The organism is Streptomyces sp. NPDC002265, assembly GCF_040296125.1.
Taxonomy (GTDB): domain Bacteria; phylum Actinomycetota; class Actinomycetes; order Streptomycetales; family Streptomycetaceae; genus Streptomyces.
Genome location: NZ_JBEOWS010000172.1, coordinates 1 through 19907, shown reverse-complemented (window position 1 = coordinate 19907; position 19907 = coordinate 1). Strand labels below are relative to the sequence as shown.

Below are 19907 nucleotides of genomic sequence, written 5' to 3'. Positions count from 1 at the left end.
GTCCCCGACGTGCTGTCGGGGACCCGCACCTGTGCGGCAGCACCACCCCGGGCGGCCGCGCTCGGCCGGCTACGGGACGGACGGCTGCGGCGCGGGCGGCTGTGACGCGGACGGCCGGGGCGCTGCGGCCGGCTGCACGACGGACGGGCGGGGTGCGGCCGGCTGCGGGGCGGTCGGCTGCGAGGCCGACGGCTGCGGGGGCGTTGCTGGGGCGTATCCCTCGTTCGTGCCGTCGAGGGCGTGGTCGGGGAGTTCCGGCGGTGTGTAGCTCACCAGCGGCCTGCCCGCGGGATCGGGCCGTACGGCGCCCAGCACCGGATTGGCGGCCAGCGGGGAGACCTTCACCCGCGCGCCGGGGCGGGGCGCCTGGACCACCATGCCGTGGCCGAGATACATCGCCACATGGGTCGCCTCGGGGAAGTAGACCACGAGGTCACCGGGGCGCAGCTCGGTGAGCGGGATCCGGGGCAGCCGCGCCCACTGCTCCTGGCTGGTGCGCGGAATCACCGTCCCGGCGTCCTGCCAGGCGCGCGAGGTCAGCCCCGAGCAGTCGTACGACTTCGGACCCTCCGCGCCCCACTCGTACGGCTTCCCGAGCTGCCGCACGGCATAGCGCACCGCCTCCTCGCCCGCCTGCGTCGGCTTCCGCTCGACGCCTGTGCCGAGCGCGCCGGAGGTGATCAGCTCGTCCTGTGCCTTCGCGATCCCGGTCCGCTCGAACTCGGCCAGCGAGGACAGCTGTTCGGCGCTGAGCGAGGCGAGCAGTTGCTCGACGGCCGCGAGCCGGGTTTGCACGTCGTCGCGCTCCTTCTTGCGCCGTTCGGTGAGCGTGCGCTGGGTGTAGAAGGCGGTACGGGCCTTGCGGGCCAGCTCACGGCTTCTGCGCTCGTTCCCGGTCAGCCGCCCCACGGTCAGCGTCTGTTCGCGGGCCAGCCGTGCGAGCACATGGCCCTCGTCGAGCGCGTGCTGCGGGTCGCGGGCGAGCAGCAGGCGCAGGTACGGCGAGACGCCGGCGCTGCCCTGGTACTGCTGGCGGGCCAGCCGTGCCGCCTCGTCCCTGCTCTCGTCCAGCGACAGCCGCACCCGGTCCAGTTCGGCGTCCAGCCGGTCGGCATGGGTGCGCTGCTTCTTCAGCTGCTCCTCGGTGGCGTTGTAGGTCTCGGTGGCCTTCTCCGTCGCGAGGTAGAGCTGCTGAAGGTCCGTCAGCAGCTCGGCGACGGAACGCTTCTCGGGACTTGCGGTGGCTGCACCGGGACTTGCGGTGACTGTCCCGGGGCTCGCGGCGACCGTCCCGGGGTCCGCTGTGGCCGCACCGGGACTTGTGGCGGTCGCCCCGGGGCCTGCGGTGGCTGTCCCGGGGCCGGGGAGGGCCGCCACGGACTGGGGTACGAGGGCGAGCTGGGCGGCGACCGCCGCCGTACAGGCCAGACGCAGAAACCTTCCTGACACCTCATCACCTCCGGCGCGGAGCAGACGGCCGGTCCGCCCGCCTCCGTACCGTGATGATCAGATAACCCTGCGTGTTTCAGGAACGGAGTATGCGCGGACCGGCGCAACGAGGTCACCCGTACGGGTCGTCCGGCTTGCCGTCCGGCGTGGTGTGTGGATCGCCGCCGGCCGGGCGTACCGCGGGCGCGCCCGGGGGAGCGGAGTGTCCCGTCCTGCGGGCGAGCCGCAGGTCCTAGACGTCCGGCGTGGTGTCCTGGGCGGTGTCCGGCTTGGACCAGGGCCACTTCGGCCGGCCGCTCTTCTTCCCCTCCGGGTCGAATGTGTACTTCCATCCCTGGTGCAGCCCGAGCAGCTTGCCCTGCCCCCGGGGCACGCGCCGGTACACCAGCACGGTGGGCGCGCCGCCGGCCGCGTCCGGCACGGGGATGCGGTACGTCTTCGGCGGATGCCCGGTGGGCCCGAGCAGCACGGGCAGGACGCGCCCGTCCATGGGGCCGCCCTCGAAGGGGGTGTCTTGGCTCTTCACGGCACCAGTGTCAGCCATCCGCCCCGAGGACGGCGCGCACGAGCGCCTCGGTCTGCGGGTCCCGCCGGGCGGTGACCGCCAGCACGGCGACGAACTGCTCCACGAGCCAGTCCCGCAGCTCGTCGGCGGGCGGCTCCTTGTTCTCGTCGAGCCAGATGAGCGAGGCCGCCTCCACCGCGGTGATCCACATCCGGACGGTCATCCGCAGCCGGGGTCCGGGGTCGCCGACGCCGAGGTGACTGAGGATGTGCTCGGCGGCGGCCCGGCGCACCCCGTCCACGATGGCGGTGGTCCGGGACGTCTCCACCACGCTCCCGCCCTGGAGCAGCGCGCTGAACCCGGCGTCGTGCTGGTCGACGAAGGCGAGATAGCGGTCCAGGGCGCGGGACAGCCGGGGCAGCAGCGGGCCCTGCCGGGGCTCGTCGAAGCAGAGTTGCAGCTCGTCCGCGGCGGACCTGAGGGCGGCCTCGTAGAGCTGCTGCTTGCCGCCCGGGAAGTACCGGTACACCAGCGGGCGCGAGACCCCGGCCGCCTCCGCCACGTCGTCCAGCGACACCTCCTCCGGTGCCCGGTGCGCGAAGAGGGACAGGGCGGAGTCGAGCAGCTGGCTGCGACGCTCCTCGACGCTCAGACGGCGGTAGGCGGGGGTGGGCGCTGAGGGGGTCATGACCGGCAGGGTAATCGCTGCCCGGCCCGGCCACCGGTTCCCGGACCGGCCACCCGACCGGCCACCGGACCCCGGTGTCCAGGAACCGGCCACCGGACCGGCCGTCCGTTACGCCAGCAGCCCCGAGGACTTCCACAGCCGGCGCCCCACGCCCCGCAGCACCCCGATGTCGTCGAGGAAGTCCGTCAGCCGCTTCGACCCCGTCTGCATGATCTCCCGCCGGTGCCCGCTGGCCTTCACCTGGGCGATCGCCTCCCGCTTGTCGAGCCCCACATTCGTGTAGACCTCGGGATTGACGAAGGCGACCGAGAACACCCGGGCGAACTCGCCGGAGGTGACCCGGGTGAACTCCTGGGACCACTTCGGCGCGGTCACCATCTGCCGACGCAGCTCCTCGCGGGCGTACCGTACGTGCCGCGCCTCCTCCACCACGTGGATCCGCGTCACGCCCCGGACCAGCGGCTGCACCCGCTCGTCGGGGAAGGTCAGCCGCTGCATCCAGTCGAGGACCTCCTCGCCGAGCAGCGTCGCCGTGAACGATCCGGGTGTGGTGGAGATCGTCTTGAACACCCGTCCGAGCCGCTGGTGCCCCCGGCTGACCGGGTACCAGGGCGCGTCGCCGCGCTCGATCAGCCGGGCGAACATCTTCGAGTGCCGGCACTCGTCCTCGATCTCGGTCAGCGCGTACCGCACGTGCGCGCTCGTCGCCGCCTTGTCGTAGATGTGCCGGACCAGCAGCTGCATGAGGATGATCTCGAACCAGATGCCGAGCGAGGCCAGCGCGGCCGCCTCGTGCTGCGAGAGCAGGATCCGCTGTTCCTCGCCCATCCGCTTCCACAGCGGGGTGTCGTACAGCGACAGCAGCTCCGGCGGCCAGTACCACTTGCCCTCCTCGAAGGGCGCGTCCCAGTCCAGCTCCCGGTCCGGGTCGAAGGAGTGCTTGGCGGACGACGCGAGCAGGCGTTCGGCCACCTGCTCGCGGTCCTTGAGGAGCCCGAGCGCATCGCGCACACCGTCGAGCGCGTCGGCTTCCGTCAGGGTCGTCATGGCTGTCCCACCTCGTTGCCCGGGGTCACGTCTACCGAACTTATGAGACTGCCTGTCAGCAAGGTCGTCAATCCCTTGCGCAGTACTTGTTGACTCCGTGTCTACGTGCGGACCCGCTCCGCCGGCTCCGCCTCCGGCTCCGGCAGCGGTGCCGCCGCCTGCGGAGGGTACGTCGTCCGCAGGGTGAACGCGTACGGCGTCTCCCCGTGCGCCCGCAGATGCCGCAGCCGGTCCTCCGCCTCCGCGACGGTCGGCCGGTGGCCCGACGGGACCCACCACAGGGTCGTCATGGCCTCCTCGACCCGCTCGAACCACTCGCGGCGCCGGGCCAGCAGCTCCCGGTGCTGCCCCTGGTACATGAAGGCGGTCAGTGTGTCGGTGTCGCGCCACACGGACATGTTGACGATCAGCCAGTCGTCCCCGAAGAACGGGATGTCCGTCGCGTTCCCCGAGTCGCTCTCCAGTCGCCAGACGAATCCGCCGGCGGCGTCGGCGACGGCGTTCACCGGGTCGAGGGCGTCGACGAAGTCCTTCAACTCGGGAGATTCCAGCGGAAACTTGAGGCGGGCGATGTTGACCTGGGCGAGTTCGTACACGGTGTTCTCGGCGGCTTCAGTCATGAGCGAAAGGTAGGACGGACCTGTACCGGGCCAGTACCCCCGTCTCACCCACCGAACACCGCTCGCCCGACTCCGCTCACTCCGGCACCACCCGCCCCAACTCCGCCTACTTCAGGGCCACTTACCCGGACAGCACCGCCCGCATGACCTCCCGAGCGATCGGTGCCGCGTCGCCGCCCCCGCTGATCTCCCCGCGGTTCGCCGACGCGTCCTCCACCACCACCGCCACCGCGACCTTCGGCTCCGGATCCCGATCGCCCTGCGCCCACGACACGAACCAGGCATACGGAATGCCGGAGTTGCCGAGGCCGTGCTGCGCGGTACCGGTCTTGCCGCCGACCGTCGCGCCGGGGATCGCCGCGTTCGTACCCGTGCCGTCCTCGACCACGTCGGTCATCAGCTCCCGCATCTGTACCGCGGTCGACGGCTGCATCACCTGCCGTGCGGGGCGCGAACCCGCCGACGCCACCGTGCCGCCGCCGCGGCTGGTGGTCCGCTCCACCAGGTACGGCGACCGCAGCAGCCCCCCGTTCGCCACCGCCGCCGCGACCATCGCCATCTGGAGCGGCGTGGCCCGCGTGTTGTACTGGCCGATCGACGACAGCGCGAGCTGCGCCCGGTCCACGCTGGTGTCGAAGGTGCTGGTCGACGCCGAGAACGGGATCCGCAGCCCGGTGTCGTTGAAGCCGAAGGCCTGCGCGGTCGCCACCATGTCGCGCGCCCCCACGTCCACCCCGAGTTTCGCGAAGACCGTGTTGCACGACCACTTGAAGGCCTCCCGCAGCGGGGCGTCCTGGCAGCCGTCGCCCTCGTTCGTCAGCCACGTCCGCGTCCCGGGCAGGGTGTACGGGTCGGGGGAGTCGGTCGACTCGTCCATGTCGGTGACCACGCCCGCGTCCAGCGCCGCCGCCGCGGTGACCACCTTGAAGGTCGAACCCGGCGGATACGTCTGGCGCACCGCCCGGTTGAGCATCGGCTTGTCCGGGTCGCGGTTCAGCCGCTCCCAGGCCGCCTTCGTCGCCTGCCGGTTGCCCGACAGCTCCGCCGGGTCGTACGAGGGCGCGGAGACCAGTGCCAGGATCCGCCCGGTCGACGGCTCGATCGCCGCCACCGCGCCCTTGCGCCCGGCCAGTCCCGCGTACGCCGCCCGCTGTGCCGCCGGGTCGATGGTGGTGACGACCTTGCCACCGGGCGGCAGGCCGCGGGTCAGGTCGCTCCACAGCGGGAACGGCGCGAGCAACGGGTCGGTGCCCGCCAGCACCCCGTCCTCGGCGTGCTCCAGCAGTGTCGTGCCGTACTCCTGGGAGGCGAAGCCGGTGACGGGCGCGTACAACGGGCCGTCGCTGTACGTGCGTTCGTAACGGAGCTGCTCCCTGGTGTCCCGGGAGCCGGTGACCGGCCTGCCGCCGACCAGGATGTCGCCGCGCGGCTGTCCGTAACGGGCGATCGTGGCACGGCGGTTGGCCGTGCTGCCGTCGTAGGGACCGGCCTGGAAGACCTGGACGCGCAGGGCGTTGACGAGCAGCGCGGCCAGCAGCAGGACACAGAAGACGGCCGCGTGCCGGATGTACCTGGTCATGGCGCCACCCGACCGTCGTACCTGTTCATGGCGCCATCCGGCTGTCGTGTCTGTTCACTCGCCACCCGACCGTCGTACCTGTTCATGGCGCCACCCGGCCGTCGTACTGGCTGCGGGCCGAGTCGCTGACCCGGATCAGGAGCGCCACGATCGCCCAGTTGGTCACCACCGACGAGCCGCCCTGCGCCAGGAACGGCATCGCCATGCCGGTCAGCGGGATCAGGCCGGTCACCCCGCCCGCGATGACGAACACCTGGAGCGCCACGATCGAGGCCAGGCCCACCGCGAGCAGCCGCCCGAACGGCTCGCGAAGGGCGAGCCCGGCCCGGTAGCCGCGCTCCACCAGGAGTCCGTAGAGGAGGAAGATCGCGGAGAGTCCCACCAGGCCCAGCTCCTCGCCGGCCGTGGCCAGGATGAAGTCCGACTTGGCCGCGAAGCCGATCAGTATGGAGTGCCCCAGGCCCAGGCCCGACCCGAGCACCCCGCCGGCCGCGAAGGCGAACAGGGACTGCGCCAGCTGGTTCGGACCCTGGCCCGCCTCGATCGTCGCGAACGGGTCCAGCCAGTCCTCGATCCTGCCGTGCACGTGCGGCTCCAGCCGGCCGACGGCGACCGCGCCGAGCGACGCGAGCAGCAGACCGACCGCGATCCAGCCGGTACGGCCGGTGGCGACGTACAGCAGGACGACGAACAGGCCGAAGAACAGCAGCGAGGTCCCGAGATCGCGCTCCAGGACCAGCACGCCCACGCTCAGCAGCCAGATGGCCAGGATCGGGCCGAGCACCCGCCCGGTGGGCAGCTGGATCCTGCGGAACCGCCACACCGGCCGGCCCGTGTAGGCGAGGGCGTTGCGGTTGTCGGCCAGGTACGCGGCGAAGAACACCGCCAGCAGCACCTTCGCGAACTCGCTCGGCTGGATGGAGAATCCGGCGATCCGGATCCAGATGCGGGCGCCGTTGAGGGCCGGGAAGAAGATCGGGAGCGTGAGCAGGGCGAGCGCGGCGACGACACTGACGTAGGCGTACCGCTGGAGCACGCGGTGGTCGCGCAGGAGCAGGACGACCGCGATGAACAGCGCCACGCCGAGCGTCGACCACACCAGCTGGGTCGGCGCGGCCCGGTCGCCCGGGGTCTCCAGGTCGAGCCGGTAGATCAGCACCAGCCCCAGCCCGTTGAGCAGCACGCCGATGGGCAGGAGCAGGGGATCGGCGTACGGCGCCCGCAGCCGCACGGCCACATGCGCCAGCAGGGCGAGCACGCCGAGTCCGGCACCGTACCCCGCGGCCCCGGGCGGGACGGCGCCGTTGCGGGCCAGGCCGACGGCGCAGTAGCCGTACACGGACAGCAGTACGGCGACGACGATGAGGATCAGCTCGATGCCGCGGCGTCGCGGGAGGCGCACCACGCGGGCGGGGTCCCGGGTGGGCGCGGCGGTCGCTGTTCCGGCCGAGGTCATGCCCGGCACATATCTATGTGCACCGTGATTCCCGGCTTGTCTGGAGTCAGCACCGGCGTGCTGCGGACCCGGTGTCGCCGCTGCGGCGGGCCGGGCCCGCGGCCCGGGCGCCGACCGCGGGGACCGCGGCGGGGCGGACGAGGGCGGGATGGACGAGGGCGCGGCGCACGGACATCCGGGTACCTCCATGAGAGGGCGGGGAAAAGGCGCGAAACTCGCTGATCGCCACACTAGGAGCGGCGTGTCGTCGACGCCCGTCACGATGCGCCATCGGGGAGCGCGCATGACCGTGACCGCTCGGAGCCCCCGAACCCGTCCGCCCGGTCCGGCGGCCCATGCGGTCCTGACCGGTCCGCCCGGTCCAGGGGCCCATGCGGTCCTGACCGGTCCGCCCGGTCCAGGGGCCATGCGGTCCTGACCGGTCCGCTCAGTCCTGGCCGGTGCCCTCCGGTGCCGGTGCCCAGGGAAGGGTCAGCCGGGCCAGCGCCCCGCCGTCCGGGGCGTTGGCGAACTCCAGCCGGGCACCCAGCACCTCGGACTGGCCCAGCGCGATGGTCAGGCCGAGGCCGTGCCCCTTCGCCCCGCCCTCCGTACGGAACCGCTGGGGCCCATGGGCCACGAGGTACTCCGGATAGCCGTCGCCGTGGTCCCGCACGGTGACGACCGGCCCGTCCACGGTCAGCACCACCGGTGTCCGTCCGTGCCGGTGCCCGTTCGCCACGAGGTTGCCCAGCACCCGCTCCAGCCGCCGCCGGTCGGTCTCCACGCGCGCGTCGCGCACGATCCTGACCTCCGTGACCGTGCCGGAGCCGCGCACCACCCGCTCCGCCAGCGCGCCCAGGTCCTCGGTGTCCGCCTCCAGCCGCTCGCGCCCGGTGTCCAGTCGCGAGATCTCCAGCAGGTCCTCGGTGAGCGTGCGCAGCGCCGCCACCCGGTCGCGCACCAGCTCCGTCGGCCGTCCCGGGGGCAGCAGCTCGGCCGCCGCGTGCAGCCCCGTCAGCGGGGTGCGCAGCTCGTGCGCCACGTCCGCGGTGAACCGCTGCTCGCTCAGCAGCTTGCTCTGCAACGACGACGCCATGGTGTCCAGCGCGACGGCGACCGCGGCCACCTCGTCCTGCGGACGTGTCAGGTCCTTCACCCGGGGGTCGTCCACCCGCGCGTCCAGGTCGCCCGCGCTGATCCGGCGGGCCACCCGTGCCGTGGCGTGCAGCCGTCGCGCCACCCGCGTCACCGCGAACGCCCCCACCAGCACCGTCGCCCCGATCGCCAGCCCCGACGACCACAGGATCGCCCGGTCCAGGCCCTCGATGGTGCGCGCCTGCTGGGCGTAGTCGACCTCGACGGCCAGCGCCCGGCCGCCGTCGGCGGGCCCCGCCGCCCACATCGAGGGACGGCCACGGTGATCGGCGACCATCGTGCCGCGCTCCCCGCGCGCCGCCAGCGCCCGCAGCGGCGCGGGCAGCCCCTCGGGGTCGACGGCGGCGCCCGGCAGCAGCGAGTCCCCGGCCTCGTACGCCTGGGTCGCGTCCGTCAGCCGGGACAGCGCGAGCTCACGGGCCTGGCCGACGGTCTGGTCCGTCACCTGGACGTGCACCAGGACGCCGAGCAGCGCGGCGAGCGCGCAGCACATCACGATGATGAACACCGCGGCCTTCACCGCCAGGGTCCCGGCCCACTGCGGAAGCCGCACCGCGCTCAGCACACTCATGGCGTACTCGACGACAGGGCGGCGGAGCGGGTGGTGGACGGCGAGGCCGGCGGGGTGGCGGACGGCGCGGCGGACGACGGCCGGGCGGACCGCGAGGCCGAGGAGTGCCTGGGGGACGGCGACCTCCCGCCGGTGCGGAGCATCTCGTCGTGCGTCAGCAGCATCGCCTTCTGCTGCGCGTCCCAGGTCCACTGGAGGCGGTACTCGTACCCGGCGACCTCCGACGGCGAACGGACGATCACGGACCGCCCCGCCAGCTCGACCGCGCTCAGTGCGTCCTCGTACGACATCACCTGCACCAGACGGTGCTTCTCGACGGTGTAGACGCGTACGGCGGTCAGCTCGCCGGGCAGCAGCCGGAAACCCAGCGTCAGGTCGTCGTGCCCGTCGCCGGTCAGGTCCCGGTAGTACGGCTGGAGCACGGGGCAGCCCTTCGGCTGTGCCCAGGTCGCCTTCTGCCTGCCCTCGACGCAGTCGGCCAGCGCGCTCACCGTCCCGTGGTAGCGCGCCCCGGCGCCCGCGTAGTCGTTGGGGTCGGACGTGATCTCCGCCCGCACGACCGCCACCGGATCCACCCTGCGGATGTCGTCACCCGGCACGGCGACGCCCTTCACGGTCTTCGTCTCCGCCTCGTCGAAGTCGAACGCGGGCGACGAGGCCGGCGGCAGATCCGGCCAGAGCCGGGCCGGGCTGTTCGCGGTCGGGGTCGCCCCGGCAGCACGCAGCCCGCCGGCGTCGCCACAGGCCGTCGTGGTCGCCGACAGAGCGACGGCCAGGACGGCGAGGGCGGTACGGGTGGGTCGGCTGAGGCGCACGGCACTCCTGCGGCTGATGACGGCGAGGCCGCGTACACCTTATTCATATGAAAATTCATCTTGCGCGGCCGGTGGCCCGAGCGAGCCCGCGCTGCACCGCCGGCGGCTGCGGTCCGTCCGCGAGGTGCTCACTCGGCGAGGTCCTCCAGCAGGCGGGCCGTCGGCAGCCCGGCCCGCAGATACGCGACGAACAGTTCGTTGTGCAGCGCCCAGGGCGAGCGCCGGGAACGTATCAGCCGTATCGCCTCGTCGGCCGAGTGTCCCCGGCGGACCAGCGCGTGCGCCACGACGAGCCCCGAGCGGTTGTAGCCGTGGTAGCAGCGGACGAGGACCCTGCGCCCCTCGTCCAGCGCCTCGCTCGCGGCCTGAGCCAGCCGCATCACGCCCGCGAGCTGCGTCCCGTCCAGGGGTCCGTCCGGGATGGGCCACACATGGTGCTCGATCCCGGCGTCGGGGCCGTGCCCCGGCAGCCGCAGCAGCGTCTGGACGAGGTCGAACTCGTCCCGTACGACAGCGAGTTCCAGGTGCCCGGAACGGTTCCGGAACTCGTGCCCGCCCATCCACAGCCCCGGTACGATCTCGCTCCACGGGTTCTGCGGCGCGGGCACACCGGGTTGCTTGCCGCGAGTCCGCAACAGTGCCCTCCCGACCGCCAGGCCAACTCCCTCAAAGGTATCCGGGTTCTTGCCCCTGGAGCACCCCGCCTGTTCCCATGGTCGAGGGGTGATGGTGCATGAGCGGACTGCGCGTCGTACCGATCTGGCGGCACGGCCGGGAACAGCTGTACGTCCGTCTCCCCGACGGCCGGAACATCGCCTGGTACGACCGCGAGGCCGCCCGGGTCAACCTGCTCAGCGAGGACCGCAGGGACGACGTGCTCCACGCCCTCACGCCCTTCCTGACCGGGCCCGTCGCGGTGGGCCCGCCCCCGGTGCCCGCCCCCGCCGAGCTGGCCCGGCTCTCCCTGCCCCCGGACGACGACCTCGCCCCCAACCGTCCGGGCGAGGCCCTGCTGATCGCCCTCGACCGGAGCCCGGCCGTCTCCCACCGGCTGCGCCCGGACCCGCGCCGCCGCGAGCTGGAGGCGGAACAGACGATCGGCGACATCCTGGACGACCTCGACGGCGCGGGCTGGCGCACCCTGCACTCCGTCCCGCTGCCCGGCGGCGACCGGGTCCACCACCTGACCATCGGCCCCGCGGGCCTGTTCGTGGTCCACGCGGTGCACGCCCGCAAGCAGCGGGTGCTCGTCGCCGACCCCATGGTCGCGCTGGGCCGGCGCGAGCCGCAGCCCCTGCTGCGCCGCCTGCGCGCCGACGCCGACCGGGCGTCCTACGCACTGACCGCCGAGGTCCGCCCGGTACTGGCCCTGGTGGGTCCGGCCGGCCTGCGCTTCACCACCACGCCCCGCGAGGTCCGTGTCCTGACGGATCCCGAAGTCGCGAACCTGGCCCGCCTGGGCGGGGTGCTGAAACCGGCGGACGTGGAGGCCCTGCACGCGATGGCACGGGACCGGCGCACCTGGGCGCGGGTCTGAGCGGATTCCAGGGGCCCCGGGCCAGGACGGACGGAGCGGTCAGGACGGACGGGGTGGTCAGCACGGACGGGCGGACGGGGTAGTCAGGACGACCGGGGGTCAAGGCAGCGGACCAGGCGGTCAAGTCAGCGGACGGGGCGGTCAAGGCAGCGGACCGGCCCGCTCCGCATCCAGCACGGGGGCCAGCAGATCACCGTGGTCCCGCACACGGGGCGCGATGTCCGGCGCCCGGAACGTCAGCTGCGCCGGCGCCTCGCACCCCTCGACCTCGCCCCAGGTCACGGGCGCCGAAGCCAGCGGCTCCGCCCGCGCCCGCAGCGTGTACGGAGCCGCCGTCGTCTTCCGCGCCGCGTTCTGGCTCCAGTCGACGAACACCTTCCCGGGCCGCAGGCTCCGCGTCATCCGGTGGACGACCAGCCGCGGCATCGCCCGCTCCGCCTCGACGGCGAGCTCCTTGGCGTACTCCGACACCCGCCCGGACGACGCCCCCCGCACCCCCGCCACCAGGTGCAGCCCCTTCGATCCGGAGGTCTTCGCGCACGCCTCGATCCCGTCGGCGGCCAGCCGCTCCCGCAGCCACAGCGCGACCTCGCAGCACTCCACGACGGTGGCCGGCGGGCCCGGATCGAGATCGAAGACGATCCGGTCGGCGGCCTCGGCCTCCTGGACGACCCACTGGGGCGTGTGGAACTCCGTGACGAGGTTGGCGGCCCACATCAGGCTGGCCAGGTCCTGCACGAGCACCATCCGGGCGGGCCCCTCCGACCTGGGCACCTCGGCGGTGGTGACCCACTCGGGCGTACCCAGCGGCACGTTCTTGGTGAAGAAGACCTGCCCGTCGGGCCCGTCCGGGTACCGCAGGAAGGAGACCGGCCGGTCACGCAGATGGGGCAACAGGACGTCGGCGATCGTCGCGTAGTAGTGCAGCACCTCGCCCTTGGTGAACCCGGACGCCGGATACAGCACCTTGTCGAGATTGCTGAGCGCGAGCCGCCGCCCCTCCACCTCTGTGATTGGCGTCATACGATGAGAATCCCATGGAGACCTGGCGTCTCATGGCAAACCATGCCAAGTGGAACTCGAAGAAGAGCCGGTCGTCGAAACAGGACTGATCGTCGCCGATCGTCGAAACAGGACCGACCGTCGAGACAGAAGTGATCGAAAGGGCGTGGCGCGTGCGATCCATCTGGAACGGAGCCATCTCGTTCGGCCTGGTGAGCATCCCCATCAAGCTGGTGAACGCCACCGAGAGCCATTCGATCTCCTTCCGTCAGTTCCACATCGAGGACGGCGGCCGCATCCGGTACCGCAAGATCTGCGAGCTGGAGGACCGCGAGGTCGCCTCGGCGGAGATCGGCAAGGGGTACGAGGACACGGACGGCACGATCATCCCGATCACCGACGACGACCTGTCCCACCTGCCGATCCCCACCGCGCGGACGATCGAGATCGTGGCCTTCGTCCCGGCGGACCGGATCGATCCCCTTCACCTCGAAAGCGCGTACTACCTCGCGGCGAGCGGAGCCCCGGCCGCCAAGCCGTACACCCTGCTGCGCGAGGCCCTCAAGCGCAGCAACAAGGTGGCCATCGCCAAGTTCGCGCTGCGCGGCCGTGAGCGCCTGGGCATGCTGCGCGTGGTCGAGGACGCCATCGCCATGCACGGCCTGCTCTGGCCCGACGAGGTACGCGCCCCGGAAGGCGTCGCTCCGGAGACCGCGGTCACCGTCAACGACAAGGAGCTCGACCTGGCGGACGCCCTCATGGACACCCTCGGTGAGGTCGACATGGCGGACCTGCACGACGAGTACCGCGAGGCTCTGGAACAGGTCATCGCGGCGAAGGCGGCCGGGGAGGCGCCACCGGAATCCCCGGAGCCGGCGACGGGCGGCAAGGTCCTCGACCTGATGGCGGCACTGGAGAAGAGTGTGCGCGCGGCCCGGGAGTCCAGGACCGGGGAGACCGGGGGCGAGGTGGCGGAGACGGCGGACGCGGAGGTCAGACAGCTTCCGACAGCCCGCAGGACGGCACGGTCCCAGCCCAAGGAGACCGGGGGGAAGAAGTCGACGACGGCGTCGAAGAAGGCGTCCGGAACCTCCGCGCCGGCAAGGAAGTCGACGTCGAAGTCGGCCCAGCCGGCGAAGAAGACGGCAGCCAAGTCCACCGCCGCCAGGACGACATCGAAATCGACCGCGAAGCCGACCACGGGATCGACTGGGAAATCGACCGCGGGATCGAGCGGAAAGTCAACCGCCAAGACCGCTGCGAAGGCGGCCGACAAGGCGACCGCCGGGAAGTCGGCGTCCAGGAAGACGACAGCCCGCAAACGCACGGCCTGACGCCTCCCGAACCCGCCGGACGCCGAGCTCAGAGCCCAGGAATCAGAGCTTAGGGCCCAGGAATCAGAGCTCAGGGCCCAGGGGCCAGAGCTCTGGGCTCAGGCGACGCCGCCGGGAGTTCCGTCCACGGCCCCCTGCGGATCCGCCGTGCCCGCCGCACCCCGGGCACCCATCGGGATTCCGCCGCTCCGCTCTCGCTCGCTTCCATGTTCCCGGTGCGGCTCCGCCCGGCCGGCCGCCGTCACCAGCGCCACCCCCGCCGCCAGTCCCAGCGCGGGCAGCACCGGGAACCGTCCGTCGTACGCGAAGCCATGCCCGGCGAAGTAACCCAGGGCGGCGACAGCGGCACCGAGGCCGGGCCACAGCAGCCAGGCCGCCCCACGCGAGCCGCCGTCCGAGCCGTCGCCCGGACTTCCGCCGGGACCGCCGGCCGGACTTCCGTAGGGACCGCCGTACGAGGTGGTGGCCCGAGCGCGGAGTGCCGCCTGCCCCCGGTCCAGACCCCGATCCAGCGGCCGCAACGCCCACACCACCCCCACCAGCACCACCCCGAGCACCAGCAGCCAGGGCACCCGCCACCCCCACCACGCCACCGACCCGATCGCGGGCTGGGGCGCGATCCCGGTCAGATAGAAGGCCGCGGCGGCGACCAGCACCGGCAGCATGTGCCAGAGATACAGCGTCATCCCGACGGCACCCAGGGGCCGCACCGCCCGCCACACCCGCTCGCGCTCCAGCAACCGCCGTACCGCGGGCGCCGCGAGCAGGCACCACCCGACCTGGGCGACCGCCCAGGCGAGCATCGCCACCGATGGAGGGTCGGTGTTGTTGGGCGTCTGCCCGGTCACCAGGATCAGACTGACCGGGAACGGTCCGAACCGGACCAGCGCGACGAACGCCAGTGTGCCGCAGACGGCCATGACCGCCGGTACCGCGCGACGCCCGTTCGACAGTCCGTCCCGCACCGCGCTTCGCGCCCCGCCCGTCCCCTCGTCCCGCCAGCAGAACCCGAGCTGATACGCCACACCCCACACCAGCAGGTAGTCCAACAGCCCGACCACCGGCACATGAAGCCCGGCCGCCAGCACGTCGGCCACCACAGCCGATGCCCCCAGTCCCACGGGTACGAGCAGTCCCCACCGCCGATGCGCCGCGTGCAGCGCCGGGGTGAGGGCGCTGAGCAGCAGATACACCGGCAGGAACCAGAACTGCATGGCCATCGCCCACCCCACGAGCGCGAGCGTGCCCCGGTCCACCCCGACGGCCTCGCAGACACCCAGGGCGCACAACACCATCGCGCTGTAGACGGCGGCCGGCAGCAACAGCCGCAACACCCGCTGCCGTACCCACCCCCCGACGGTCCCGCCCGCCGCCCGGGCCCGCCCCCAGGAGCCGCTCGCCGCGTACCCTCCGGCCAGGAAGAAGAGCGGCATGATCTGGAACACCAGGGTCAGCCACTGCGTCCAGGGGACGGTGGCCAGCAACTCGGGCGCACGGATCTCCCCGCCCGGCTCGCGGACGAGCGCCGTGATCAGCCAATGGCCGCCCACGACAAGGAGAATGGCCCACGCCCGCAGGAAGTCGACGTACCGGTCCCTGCCGTCCCTCAGCCGCCCATCGCTCATAGACCGTCATGCTGCCCGCGAGGGAAAGGGCTTACGGCGATAAGTCCCGGTCGCAACCAATCCGTGGCCGCCGCGACACCAACACCGCACCCCACGTACGGGTTCACAGGGATGCCGGCGCACGGGAAGCCGACCGCGGCCCAACCGGGCCACGGCCGACGAGACCGGCTCACACTCCCGACGCCTCCGCGGATGCCCGCGTCTGCGAGGGCATGTCCCTAGTCGCAGAACTTGTCGGCAGCCAGTGCGGCTCCGTCCTTGAATCCTTCCGCGTAGTTCGGGTTCACCGCGGTGAGGCTCCTCAGCATCGGCCCGCTACAGCTCTGCTTGATCGCGTTGAAGCCGTCGGTGAACCCCTGCTTGTACTGGGCCTTGGCGTCCTGCTGATCGTTCGGGACCTCGGGCGTGCGGCCGCAGTTCACCCTGCCGTCCATGTTGCCGACGGCCACGTAGCGGCCGGCCCCGAGGTTGTTGACGGTGAAGGACCCGTTCGTGGTCGTCGCCGCGCCACCGCCGTTGCCGCCGGAGAACGACACCGTGTTGGACCGGAAACCGGATGCGGAGAGGGTGAACCTCGGATTGTCCGGCTTCGAGTTGGCGGTGTCCTGCGTGAGCAGACACCTGGCCTTTGCCGGGGCAGGGGCAGGTGCCTGCCCTGTCGCTCCGTGAGCGGTGACGGCGGGCCCGAGAGCCAGTGCCGACAGGACCATCGGGGCGAGCAGCGCGAGACGGCGGGTGCGGATCATCGTTCATTCCTCCCAGAACGGGAAGGGGCACGCCGGATGCGGTGGCGGCCCCGGGGGCGAGGTGAATGCGTACGAACCGGGATACGTACGACCCGGAGTGCGGACGACCCGGAATGAGTACGACCCCGAATGCGTACGAACCGGGAACGTGCGAACCGGGAACGTACGAACCGGGAACGTACGAACCGGGATACGTACGAACCGGGATGCGCGCGAGCACCCTGCCCAGGGGCTCGGAGGCCACCGCATGCGTCCAGGGCACGTCGGCCACGCGGTCACAGGTGAACCGGTGTGCTGTCCCTCTCCTCCATGCTCCGACGCCCTGTCGGGCATGTCCACCGGAGCCGGGCCCCGCGCCGCAGCTTTGGGCGCATGCGCAGGCTCTCGGACAGTCCAGCCCAGACCGAAAATCCAACCGCCTTGCCTTGCAACCCTCTTGAGGGGAGCGAGGCAGGCGTCCCGAGCCGCCGCGTGATCGGTCGAGCACGCACAGCGACCCTTCCGCTTCCGCCTCCGCCTCCGTCCCCGTCTCAAGCGGGCCCGTTGCCGCCCGGCGGTCGGCGGAGCAGGTGCAGACAGACGACCGAGGCGACGACGGTCCGCCGTTCGGAGACGTCCAGGCCAGGGTCCGTCTCGACCACGTACCGCTGCAGCCCGAACCATCTGTCGACGGTGCTCACCGTGACCCGGCCGAGGATCCCCGCCGCCGGACCCTCATCCGGATCCGTCTCCGTCTCCGTGAGATGCCATTCGAGGCCCAGGTTTCCCAGCCGGGTGAGGAAGAGCCGGCGCCCCTGCTCCGTCCGCAGGCTCAACTGCCGGGTCTTGACGAGCCCACGGGCACCGGCGGTTCCGACCTCCCGGCCTGCCGCGTCGACGAAGTGGAACCGCGTCGGCGCGAACTGCTCGAACGGTCCGGACCGCGAGCGCCTGTCGATACGGACGACGTACTCCCCGGAGACCTCGGTGAGGACGGAGAGCGTGTCGTCGATGTGCGTGACCAGGGCGAGCGGGATCCCGTCCAGGGAGGACACGGTCAGGTCGGGGCCCGTGTGTCTGCGCCACCAGGAACGCCTCGGCTGCTCCACCACGACGGCTTCCCGCTCGAACAGACCGGGCTGCGTCATCGGTCCACCTCCCCCGCCACGGCTTCCCCTCGGTCGAGCACGTCCACTGTGGCCGAGAACCGGTGCGATTCCCATCCCCGGAGCACACACGGACGCACAGGGGGCCGGCCGCTGGAGTCGGCCCCTCGGCGGAGCGGCCGGATAATGACTGAAGGAGGACCCGGCTCCGAACGGAAGGACTCGGCTCCGAACGAGAGGACTCGGCTCCGAACGGGATCGTGCCCCGAGGAGCACTCTTCCGCTGCGCTGTCCGGCGGACGCCGAGCCCGGCTGAAGGAGAGATCCCATGTCCATGCCCCCCACCATGAGCGCGCTCGTGGCCGAGAAGGTCGGCGAACCGGGCGATGTCCTGCGACTGGAATCCCGCCCTGTCCCCACACCGGAAGCCGGTCAGGCGTTGATCCGGGTGAAGGCGACTCCGGTCCACGCCAGCGATCTGCATGTGCTGCGTGGCCGCTACGGTTTCTCCCCGGAGTTTCCCGCTGTCGGGGGCCACATGGAGTGCGTGGGCCGGATCGAGGCCCTCGGCCCGGACGCCGGCGCGCTGAGCATCGGCGAGCGCGTGGTGCACGCCGCGATCCCGGCGGTACCCGGGGCGCGCGCGACCGGTACCTGGCAGGAGTACCTCGTCGCCGACACGCGAAGGCTCCTGCCGGTGTCCGGCCGGCTGAGCGACTCCGACGCCTGCCAACTCGCCGTCAACCCGTTGACCGCACTGCTCCTGGTGGCCCGCGAACTCGACGTACAGCCGGGGGAGTGGCTGTTGCAGACGGCCGCGGGCTCCACCGTCGGCAGGCTCGTCATCCAGCTGGCCCGGCATCTGGGCATTCCCACGATCAATGTCGTCCGACGGCGCGACGCCGTCGAGGAGATCAAGGCGCTCGGTGGTGACGAGGTCGTCTGCACGGCGGACGAGGACCTGGTGCAGCGCGTGGCAGAGATCGCGGGAACGGTCGGCGTGCGCAAGGCCCTCGACTGTGTCGCGGGCGACGTGGGTGCCCAGGTGTCCCAGGCACTGGCTCCGGGAGGCGAGGTCGTGGTCTACGGCGCGCTCTCCACCCACCGGCAGACCGACCCGGCAGCGCTGACGATCCCGTTGTCCGCACGCTCGGTGATCTACGAGACCAAGACGGTCCGTGGATTCTGGCTGAACCGCTGGTTCGGCACCACCTCGCCCGCGGACGCCCTGGACGCCCTGTCCGAGGTCCGCACCCTCGTCACCGACGGCGTCCTGACCATCCCGGAGGGCTGCCCGTTCCCGCTGGAACGCTTCACCGAAGCCATCGCGCTGGCCGAAACCCCCGCCCGCGGCGCCAAGCCGTTCTTCCTCTTCGAGGAAGGCGCCATCAGTACTGCCGGGAGATGATCGCTTCCTCGATGCTGAAGGTCACGTCGCACTCGGCGCACTGTGCGTCTCCGAAAACGTAGGTCAATTGGTGCGCGACGTCCGGGTAGCCGTCCGTGAGCGCGCGGGAGTGGAGTTTCCGGCCGATTCCTTCCAGGGCCGCGGGGTCCCGTGGGCGCAGCGGCACCTGCTTCGCGGCGGCGGCTGACGGCTTCATGTACATGCTGTCGGTGGTCGAGAAGAAGCCGTGCTCGCCGAGGACGATGAAGTTCTCCGTCGCGCACGAGGGGCAGGGCACCTCGTACTCCTCGTCGTTCAGTCCGTCGAGTTCCTCGCTCCAGACCTCGACGCCCTGGAAGCTGAGCAGCGTGCCGAGCAGGTGGACGTAAGTGCCGGGATCGCCGGTGTGCTCCGGGTCCTGAAGGGCTTCCTCGGTCAGCCGCGCCAGCTCGGATATCTGGGAGGCGTAGGCCACTTGGGGATCGTCGTCGCCGAAGGGCTGATCCGTGCCGGCCACGATGGAGCCGGCGAGGGCCAGCGGCATCTGCCGGTCAGCGACCGACCATCGGCGCGCCATCTCGGTCAGAGCGGGCAAGGCCGCGTAACTCGCCGGGTAGACGGTGCCCTGATGGCACAGCCGGGACCAGAGCGCGTCCCAGCCGGGATCCTTCGGGTCTGGACGCACTGCGTCGAGCAGCCCGGGAATGTCTTCCGCGGTGCCATAAGCGTGGTGGAGCCGACCCCAGTCCGTCATACCGGCGATCCAAGCAGCACCCGAGCGCGACCCGGCACCGCGGTGCCCTGAGAGGCCGGGGGACAGCTCGCCGGCGAGGAAGCCGGGCCTGCTGCACGACGTCGTGCGGGGCGCGAGGAACCGCGTCCGGATGTGACGGTGGAGCAGGTGGCCACCAGGGCGAACTGACACGAATCTCGTGGCACAGATCACAACCGCCTGTGGCCGGATCGTGGAGCACCCATGAACTTCCCATGCCATGCTCATGCCTCATTACCGACCGGTAGTACTCGTCAGTAGGACGCGCCGGTGACGGTTTTCCCTTTGCCACCCCCCACCACCCCCCTCAGGACTTGACCTTGCGCAGACGCACGAGGCGTGGGCACACGCGTGCCCTCATGCCCTTACTGACCACGGCCGCCCTCCTCCTCGCCGCCGGCTGCTCCTCGCCGTCGCGGTCCGCCGACCTGCCCGCCGCGGCGGCCGGCGGACAGACCACCGCCACCACCGGCACCGCCGCCGCTGCCTCCTCCGAACGTTCGCTCGCCGTCGCCGCGGCGACGGCGGACGCCGCGACCGCCACCCCCCACC

Annotated in this window: 19 protein-coding genes and 1 pseudogene; 4 read left to right on the top strand and 16 right to left on the bottom strand. The window is 71.8% G+C overall.

What is annotated here, in order from left to right:
- Positions 1–69: 69 nt before the first annotated feature.
- The 11 genes from ABT085_RS26900 to ABT085_RS26850 form a co-directional block, all read right to left on the bottom strand.
- Positions 70–1449, bottom strand: coding sequence for a C40 family peptidase (locus ABT085_RS26900; protein WP_351613017.1), 1380 nt, complete (start codon positions 1447–1449; stop codon positions 70–72).
- Positions 1450–1681: 232 nt separating this feature from the next.
- Complete coding sequence (locus ABT085_RS26895) at positions 1682–1975, bottom strand: DUF8847 domain-containing protein (protein ID WP_502982813.1); 294 nt, start codon at positions 1973–1975, stop codon at positions 1682–1684.
- Between the two features lie 10 nt (positions 1976–1985).
- Positions 1986–2642, bottom strand: a complete 657-nt coding sequence (locus tag ABT085_RS26890) for a TetR/AcrR family transcriptional regulator (RefSeq protein ID WP_351613011.1) — start codon at positions 2640–2642, stop codon at positions 1986–1988.
- A gap of 108 nt (positions 2643–2750) precedes the next feature.
- Positions 2751–3689, bottom strand: coding sequence for an AurF N-oxygenase family protein (locus tag ABT085_RS26885; RefSeq protein ID WP_351613008.1), 939 nt, complete (start codon positions 3687–3689; stop codon positions 2751–2753).
- 101 nt (positions 3690–3790) lie between these two features.
- The gene (locus ABT085_RS26880; protein WP_351613006.1) at positions 3791–4309 is read right to left on the bottom strand and encodes a DUF3291 domain-containing protein; all 519 of its coding nucleotides are present in this window, start codon (positions 4307–4309) and stop codon (positions 3791–3793) included.
- 121 nt (positions 4310–4430) lie between these two features.
- On the bottom strand, positions 4431–5888 hold the full coding sequence (locus ABT085_RS26875; protein ID WP_351613003.1) for a penicillin-binding transpeptidase domain-containing protein: 1458 nt from the start codon (positions 5886–5888) through the stop codon (positions 4431–4433).
- Positions 5889–5970: 82 nt separating this feature from the next.
- On the bottom strand, positions 5971–7344 hold the full coding sequence (locus ABT085_RS26870; RefSeq protein WP_351613000.1) for an FtsW/RodA/SpoVE family cell cycle protein: 1374 nt from the start codon (positions 7342–7344) through the stop codon (positions 5971–5973).
- A 46-nt stretch (positions 7345–7390) separates the two neighbouring features.
- On the bottom strand, positions 7391–7519 hold the full coding sequence (locus tag ABT085_RS26865) for a hypothetical protein (protein WP_351612997.1): 129 nt from the start codon (positions 7517–7519) through the stop codon (positions 7391–7393).
- Positions 7520–7771: 252 nt separating this feature from the next.
- Entirely contained in the window at positions 7772–9052 is a 1281-nt protein-coding gene (locus ABT085_RS26860; RefSeq protein WP_351612995.1) for an ATP-binding protein, read from the bottom strand.
- Entirely contained in the window at positions 9049–9867 is an 819-nt protein-coding gene (locus ABT085_RS26855) for a hypothetical protein (protein ID WP_351612992.1), read from the bottom strand. The genes ABT085_RS26860 and ABT085_RS26855 overlap by 4 nt, the downstream gene beginning before the upstream one ends.
- A 128-nt stretch (positions 9868–9995) precedes the next feature.
- The gene (locus ABT085_RS26850; RefSeq protein WP_351612989.1) at positions 9996–10502 is read right to left on the bottom strand and encodes a protein-tyrosine phosphatase family protein; all 507 of its coding nucleotides are present in this window, start codon (positions 10500–10502) and stop codon (positions 9996–9998) included.
- Between the two features lie 98 nt (positions 10503–10600).
- Between ABT085_RS26850 and ABT085_RS26845 the strand changes: the two genes are divergently transcribed.
- Complete coding sequence (locus tag ABT085_RS26845; RefSeq protein WP_351612986.1) at positions 10601–11404, top strand: NERD domain-containing protein; 804 nt, start codon at positions 10601–10603, stop codon at positions 11402–11404.
- 141 nt (positions 11405–11545) lie between these two features.
- Here ABT085_RS26845 and ligD read toward each other — a convergent pair whose 3' ends face one another.
- Positions 11546–12427: a non-homologous end-joining DNA ligase gene (ligD, locus tag ABT085_RS26840; RefSeq protein WP_351612983.1), complete on the bottom strand. Its 882-nt coding sequence runs from the start codon at positions 12425–12427 to the stop codon at positions 11546–11548.
- A gap of 152 nt (positions 12428–12579) precedes the next feature.
- Between ligD and ku the strand changes: the two genes are divergently transcribed.
- A complete protein-coding gene (gene ku / locus ABT085_RS26835; protein ID WP_351612980.1) occupies positions 12580–13740 on the top strand; it encodes a non-homologous end joining protein Ku in 1161 nt (386 codons plus the stop codon).
- Positions 13741–13838: 98 nt separating this feature from the next.
- On the opposite strand, the gene ABT085_RS26830 is transcribed toward ku, so the two are convergent.
- From ABT085_RS26830 to ABT085_RS26820, 3 genes are all read right to left on the bottom strand, one after another.
- The gene (locus ABT085_RS26830; protein WP_351612977.1) at positions 13839–15365 is read right to left on the bottom strand and encodes an acyltransferase family protein; all 1527 of its coding nucleotides are present in this window, start codon (positions 15363–15365) and stop codon (positions 13839–13841) included.
- A 218-nt stretch (positions 15366–15583) separates the two neighbouring features.
- Entirely contained in the window at positions 15584–16111 is a 528-nt protein-coding gene (locus tag ABT085_RS26825) for a hypothetical protein (RefSeq protein ID WP_351612975.1), read from the bottom strand.
- Positions 16112–16641: 530 nt separating this feature from the next.
- Complete coding sequence (locus ABT085_RS26820) at positions 16642–17238, bottom strand: hypothetical protein (protein ID WP_351612972.1); 597 nt, start codon at positions 17236–17238, stop codon at positions 16642–16644.
- Between the two features lie 286 nt (positions 17239–17524).
- Here ABT085_RS26820 and ABT085_RS26815 point away from each other — a divergent pair, with 286 nt between their 5' ends.
- Positions 17525–18604: a zinc-dependent alcohol dehydrogenase family protein gene (locus tag ABT085_RS26815; RefSeq protein ID WP_351612969.1), complete on the top strand. Its 1080-nt coding sequence runs from the start codon at positions 17525–17527 to the stop codon at positions 18602–18604.
- Here the strand turns inward: ABT085_RS26815 and ABT085_RS26810 are convergent.
- Positions 18585–19337: a hypothetical protein gene (locus ABT085_RS26810; protein ID WP_351612966.1), complete on the bottom strand. Its 753-nt coding sequence runs from the start codon at positions 19335–19337 to the stop codon at positions 18585–18587. The genes ABT085_RS26815 and ABT085_RS26810 overlap by 20 nt on opposite strands.
- Positions 19338–19714: 377 nt before the next feature.
- On the opposite strand from ABT085_RS26810, the pseudogene ABT085_RS26805 reads away from it, so the two are divergent.
- Positions 19715–19907 (top strand): annotated as a pseudogene (locus ABT085_RS26805) (hypothetical protein); the annotation flags it as partial.

What these genes read in the sequence shown, in the direction of transcription:
- ligD (WP_351612983.1), bottom strand. Translation starts at nt 12,427, where the DNA reads ATGACGCCAATCACAGAGGTGGAGGGGCGGCGGCTCGCGCTCAGCAAT.
- ABT085_RS26870 (WP_351613000.1), bottom strand. Translation starts at nt 7,344, where the DNA reads ATGACCTCGGCCGGAACAGCGACCGCCGCGCCCACCCGGGACCCCGCC.
- ABT085_RS26830 (WP_351612977.1), bottom strand. Translation starts at nt 15,365, where the DNA reads ATGAGCGATGGGCGGCTGAGGGACGGCAGGGACCGGTACGTCGACTTC.
- ABT085_RS26810 (WP_351612966.1), bottom strand. Translation starts at nt 19,337, where the DNA reads ATGACGGACTGGGGTCGGCTCCACCACGCTTATGGCACCGCGGAAGAC.
- ABT085_RS26825 (WP_351612975.1), bottom strand. Translation starts at nt 16,111, where the DNA reads ATGATCCGCACCCGCCGTCTCGCGCTGCTCGCCCCGATGGTCCTGTCG.
- ABT085_RS26815 (WP_351612969.1), top strand. Translation starts at nt 17,525, where the DNA reads ATGTCCATGCCCCCCACCATGAGCGCGCTCGTGGCCGAGAAGGTCGGC.
- ABT085_RS26880 (WP_351613006.1), bottom strand. Translation starts at nt 4,309, where the DNA reads ATGACTGAAGCCGCCGAGAACACCGTGTACGAACTCGCCCAGGTCAAC.
- ABT085_RS26890 (WP_351613011.1), bottom strand. Translation starts at nt 2,642, where the DNA reads ATGACCCCCTCAGCGCCCACCCCCGCCTACCGCCGTCTGAGCGTCGAG.
- ABT085_RS26820 (WP_351612972.1), bottom strand. Translation starts at nt 17,238, where the DNA reads ATGACGCAGCCCGGTCTGTTCGAGCGGGAAGCCGTCGTGGTGGAGCAG.
- ABT085_RS26865 (WP_351612997.1), bottom strand. Translation starts at nt 7,519, where the DNA reads ATGTCCGTGCGCCGCGCCCTCGTCCATCCCGCCCTCGTCCGCCCCGCC.
- ABT085_RS26885 (WP_351613008.1), bottom strand. Translation starts at nt 3,689, where the DNA reads ATGACGACCCTGACGGAAGCCGACGCGCTCGACGGTGTGCGCGATGCG.
- ABT085_RS26845 (WP_351612986.1), top strand. Translation starts at nt 10,601, where the DNA reads ATGAGCGGACTGCGCGTCGTACCGATCTGGCGGCACGGCCGGGAACAG.
- ABT085_RS26860 (WP_351612995.1), bottom strand. Translation starts at nt 9,052, where the DNA reads ATGAGTGTGCTGAGCGCGGTGCGGCTTCCGCAGTGGGCCGGGACCCTG.
- ABT085_RS26875 (WP_351613003.1), bottom strand. Translation starts at nt 5,888, where the DNA reads ATGACCAGGTACATCCGGCACGCGGCCGTCTTCTGTGTCCTGCTGCTG.